The 4,068-nt window shown below is 64.4% G+C and carries 4 protein-coding genes; all 4 read right to left on the minus strand.

The window, feature by feature from the left end; translation table 11 throughout:
* Positions 1–183 precede the first annotated feature (183 nt).
* The gene (gene ggt / locus EN991_RS26030; RefSeq protein WP_127369842.1) at positions 184–1,770 is read right to left on the minus strand and encodes a gamma-glutamyltransferase; all 1,587 of its coding nucleotides are present in this window, start codon (positions 1,768–1,770) and stop codon (positions 184–186) included.
* Positions 1,771–1,834: 64 nt separating this feature from the next.
* Complete coding sequence (locus EN991_RS26035; RefSeq protein ID WP_127369843.1) at positions 1,835–2,635, minus strand: ABC transporter permease; 801 nt, start codon at positions 2,633–2,635, stop codon at positions 1,835–1,837.
* Positions 2,632–3,558 (minus strand): ABC transporter permease, encoded by a 927-nt coding sequence (locus EN991_RS26040; protein WP_127369844.1) that lies wholly within the window; start codon positions 3,556–3,558, stop codon positions 2,632–2,634. Before EN991_RS26040 ends, EN991_RS26035 begins: the two co-directional genes overlap by 4 nt.
* Positions 3,558–4,068 (minus strand): TOBE domain-containing protein (locus tag EN991_RS26045; protein WP_127369845.1); only part of this gene is annotated, 511 nt, incomplete at its 5' end. The genes EN991_RS26040 and EN991_RS26045, both read right to left, overlap by 1 nt.

The raw sequence follows: 4,068 nt of genomic DNA on the forward strand, positions 1-4,068 counted from the left end.
GGCGGTGCCGTATCGAGCGCCAGGATGTCGGGGGCGTCGTCGGCGCAGGGGGCTAGACGGCGGGAGAGATCTGCGTGGGTTTCAGTTTGGGTCATGATCACCGGCTGGATTTCGAACGATTACTGGCGAGAGCCCTTCTGACGGGCTTGCCTCGATATGGGCGCCATTGGACAACGGAGCGCCTCAATAGCCAAGCGCGAAACCATCCTTGCGCGGATCGGAAGCGCCGGTCAGCGTCCCCTTCTCCCAGTCGATCAGCACCACTTGCCCGCCGCCAAGCGGATGATGCGGTTCGGCGATGCGGTGGCCGCGCCGGCGCAGGCCCTCGGTTGCATCAGTGGGAACGCCACGCTCGGCTTCCACTGTGTCATCGTTGTAAAACACCCTCGGCGCATCCAGTGCCTGCTGCGGGTCCATGCCGAAATCGATCATGTTGGTGAGCAGGTGGACATGGCCAAACGGCTGGTAACCGCCGCCCATGACGCCGAACGGCATCACCACGCGGCCGTTCTTCGTCGCCATGCCCGGCATGATCGTGTGCATCGGCCGCTTGCCCGGCGCGATCGCGTTCGGATGCGCCGGGTCGAGGCGGAAGCTCGAACCACGGTTCTGCAGCACGATACCGGTCTTCGGGCCGACGACGCCACTGCCGAACGAATAATAGGTCGAGTTGATGAAGGAGACCGCGTTACGGTCGCGGTCGACGATGGAGATATAGACCGTGTCGCTGCCGGGCAGCTCGACGCGCGGCAGATGCGTCATGGCGCGGTCGCGGTCGATCTCGGCGCGTAGCCGGTCGGCATAGGCGCCGGACAGGAGCTGCTTCAGGGGCACCGGGACATGGTCCTGGTCGCCGACATAGCGGTCGCGGTCGCGGTAAGCCAGGCGCCCGGCCTCGATCTCCAGATGCAGGCGTTCGGCGCCGTTGGGGTCGAGCCCGCCAAGCTCGAAGCCCGACAGCAAATTGAGCATCAAAAGCGCCGTCAGCCCCTGATTGTTCGGCGGCATCTGGTGGATCTCATGGCCGCCATAGGAGGTGCTGACCGGCGCCACATAGTCGCCTCTGGTCGCGGCAAAATCCTCGGCCGTATGAAGTCCGCCCAATTCGTTGAGCCGGCTCACCATATCGTCGGCGACCGCGCCTTCGTAGAAACCGGACCGGCCGTGTTTGGCGATGATGCGCAAGGTCGCCGCCAGTTCCGGCTGCCGATGGACGTCACCCGCCTTCGGCGCCCTGCCGCCGGGCAGGAAGATGCGCGCGGCATGCTCGTCGGCCGACAGGTCGGTCTCCGGCTCGGCCCAGTCGAAGGCGACGCGGTCGTGCACGACATAGCCGTTCTCGGCATAGTGAATGGCCGGCGCCAGCGCCTCGGCAAGGCCCTTGCGGCCATGGTCTTCGAGCAGGCGGCTCCAGGCGTCGACGGCGCCCGGTACGGTGACCGCATGCGGACCCTGCAGCGGGATGCGGTCGAAGCCTTTTTCGAGATACCAGCCGACCGTCGCCCTGGCCGGCGCCCGGCCGGAGCCATTGAAGGCCAGCACATTGCCTTGTCCTCCGGGAGAATAAAGCACGAAGCAGTCGCCACCGATGCCCGTCGATTGCGGCTCGACCACACCCTGCACGGCGGCGGCGCAGACCGCGGCGTCCATGGCATTGCCGCCGGAGCGCAGCATGTCGATGGCCGCAAGCGTTGCAAGCGGATGCGAGGTCGCGGCAACCGCCTCGGTGGCACGAACCGGCGAGCGGCCGGGAAACTGGAAATCACGCATTCTGTCTGGATATCCCCTAGTCACTTCTGCAAATTGGTCACTTCTGCGAATTGATCTGGTGAAATCAATGCCGCCGGCCGAAGATCTGCGCAACCGACAACAGCACGACCGACAGAACGATCAGGCAGGTCGAGATGGCGGCGATCGTCGGGTCGATCTGGTCGCGCAGCGCATTGAACATGCGGCGCGTCAATGTCGTCGTCTCGCCGCCCGATATGAACAGCGAAACCACCACTTCGTCGAAGGAGGTGATGAAGGCAAACAGCGCGCCCGAGACAATCGAGAAGCGGATCTGCGGCATCGTCACCTGCCAGAAGGCGGCGACGCGGCCGGCGCCAAGGCTGCGCGCCACGCGCTCCTGGTTCATGTCGTAGGAGCGCAATCCCGACAGCACGGTCAGCACCACCAACGGCAGCGCCTGCACCGTATGCGCGATGACCAGGCCGGTCAGCGTGTTGTTGAGGCCGATGCGCGCATAGAGAAAGAAGGTGCCGATGCCGATCAGGATCACAGGGACGATGAGCGACGCCGTCAGCAGCGCGTTGATGGTGCCGTTGAAGCGCAGCGTGCCCCGGTTGATGGCATAGGCGGCCGCGGTGCCGAGCGGCGTCGCCACCAGCACGGTCATGACAGCCACCTTGACCGAGACGATCGTGGCATCGCGCCACTCCAGCGACCCGAAATAGGCCTGGTACCAGCGCAGCGACCATTGCTGCGGCGGGAATTGCAGCAGCGTCGAATCGGAAAACGACATGATGACGATGATGATCGACGGTGCGATCAGGAACAGCAGCACGAGGCCGCCGAAGCAATAGAGCCATAGGCGTTGCCGGTGCGAGATAGGCAGGCCGAGATCCCTACTCATCTCGAACTCCACACGCCGGTGGCACGCGCGCCGAGCAGCCACTGGAACAGGCCGAGAAGCGCCAGCGTCACCACCAGCAGCACCACGCCCAGTGCTGCACCCGCGCCCCAGTTTGAATAGAGGCTGGTGGTCTGTTCCATGCGCATCGCCCACATGATGACCTTGCCGCCGCCCATCAAAGCCGGCGTGACGAAGAAGCCCAGGCAGAGCACGAAGACGATGACCACGCCCGAGGCGAGGCCTGGCAGCGACAGCGGAAAGAAGATCTGCCGGAAGGTGGCAGTCGGGCCGGCGCCGAGATTCATGCCGGCGCGCAGGCAGTCGGTGTCGATGGTCTTCATCGAAGCGTAGAGCGGCAGCACCAGGAACGGCAGCAAGATATGCGTCATGCCGATGACGACGCCGGAAAAATTGTTGGCGAGCGATAGCGGCTGGCTGATGATTCCGAGATCGATCAGCCAGCTGTTGATCAGTCCCTTGCGCTGCAGGATCACCAGCCAGGCATAGGTGCGCACCAGAACCGATGTCCAGAACGGCAGGATGACGAAGATCAGGCAGATCGACGCCGCCCGCCGCGACAGTTGCGACAGCATGTAGGCCAAGGGATAGCCGAGCAGCACGCAGGCGCCGGTGACGATGAAGGCGACCTTGAAGGTGGTGATGAAGGTCTTGATGTAGGAGGCCTGCTCGAAGAATCGCGCATAATTGGCGGCGCTGAAGCCGCCCGCTTCGTCGAACAGCGACAGCCAGAACAGCCAGCCGATCGGCACGATGATGATGGCGAAGACCAGAAGCAGGCTTGGCGACAACAGCGCCAGCAGCCGTAGTGATTCACGCCGGGCGTCGGCGTGAAGTCCCTGCGTGTTGAGCTCCCGGCCTGCGGCGCTGCCGATCTCTTCCATGAGGGCGGGCTGCGCGCTCATCAGTCTGCCGCCACCAGGATCGTGTCCTGCGCATCGAGACCGAATGAGACTGGCTGGCCGGGCGCCGGCATTTTGGCCAGCACATCGCTGCGGCAATAGTCGCGCAAAGTCAGCTGGCGGCCGTCGCGCAACGCCGCGTAGCAGACGAAGCTGTCGCCCTGATAGATGATGTCGCTGACTTTCGCCTCGAGCACGTTGACGCCGCTTGTCGGTTCGGCGTCTGCCAGGAGCCGCAGCTTTTCCGGCCGCACCACCATCAGGTGCTGGCCTGCCGCCGGCACTGGTGCCGCGGTATGGATTCTCCGGTCCTCGTACCAGACGGAGCCGTTGCGGCACTCGACCGGAATGAAATTCGATTCGCCGATGAAGCCGGCCACAAATCGCGTTTGCGGCCTGGCGTAGAGGGTTTCAGGCTTGTCGAGCTGTTCGATGCGCCCGGCGTTCATGACCGCGATGCGGTCGGACATGGTGATGGCTTCGCGCTGGTCGTGCGTGACATAGACGGTGGTC

Source organism: Mesorhizobium sp. M7A.F.Ca.US.005.03.2.1 (genome assembly GCF_003997795.1).
Lineage (GTDB): Bacteria > Pseudomonadota > Alphaproteobacteria > Rhizobiales > Rhizobiaceae > Mesorhizobium > Mesorhizobium ciceri.

Bases quoted from the DNA above. Each gene is read 5' to 3' on its own strand.
- ggt (WP_127369842.1), bottom strand. From the start codon at position 1,770: ATGCGTGATTTCCAGTTTCCCGGCCGCTCGCCGGTTCGTGCCACCGAG.
- EN991_RS26035 (WP_127369843.1), bottom strand. From the start codon at position 2,635: ATGAGTAGGGATCTCGGCCTGCCTATCTCGCACCGGCAACGCCTATGG.
- EN991_RS26040 (WP_127369844.1), bottom strand. From the start codon at position 3,558: ATGAGCGCGCAGCCCGCCCTCATGGAAGAGATCGGCAGCGCCGCAGGC.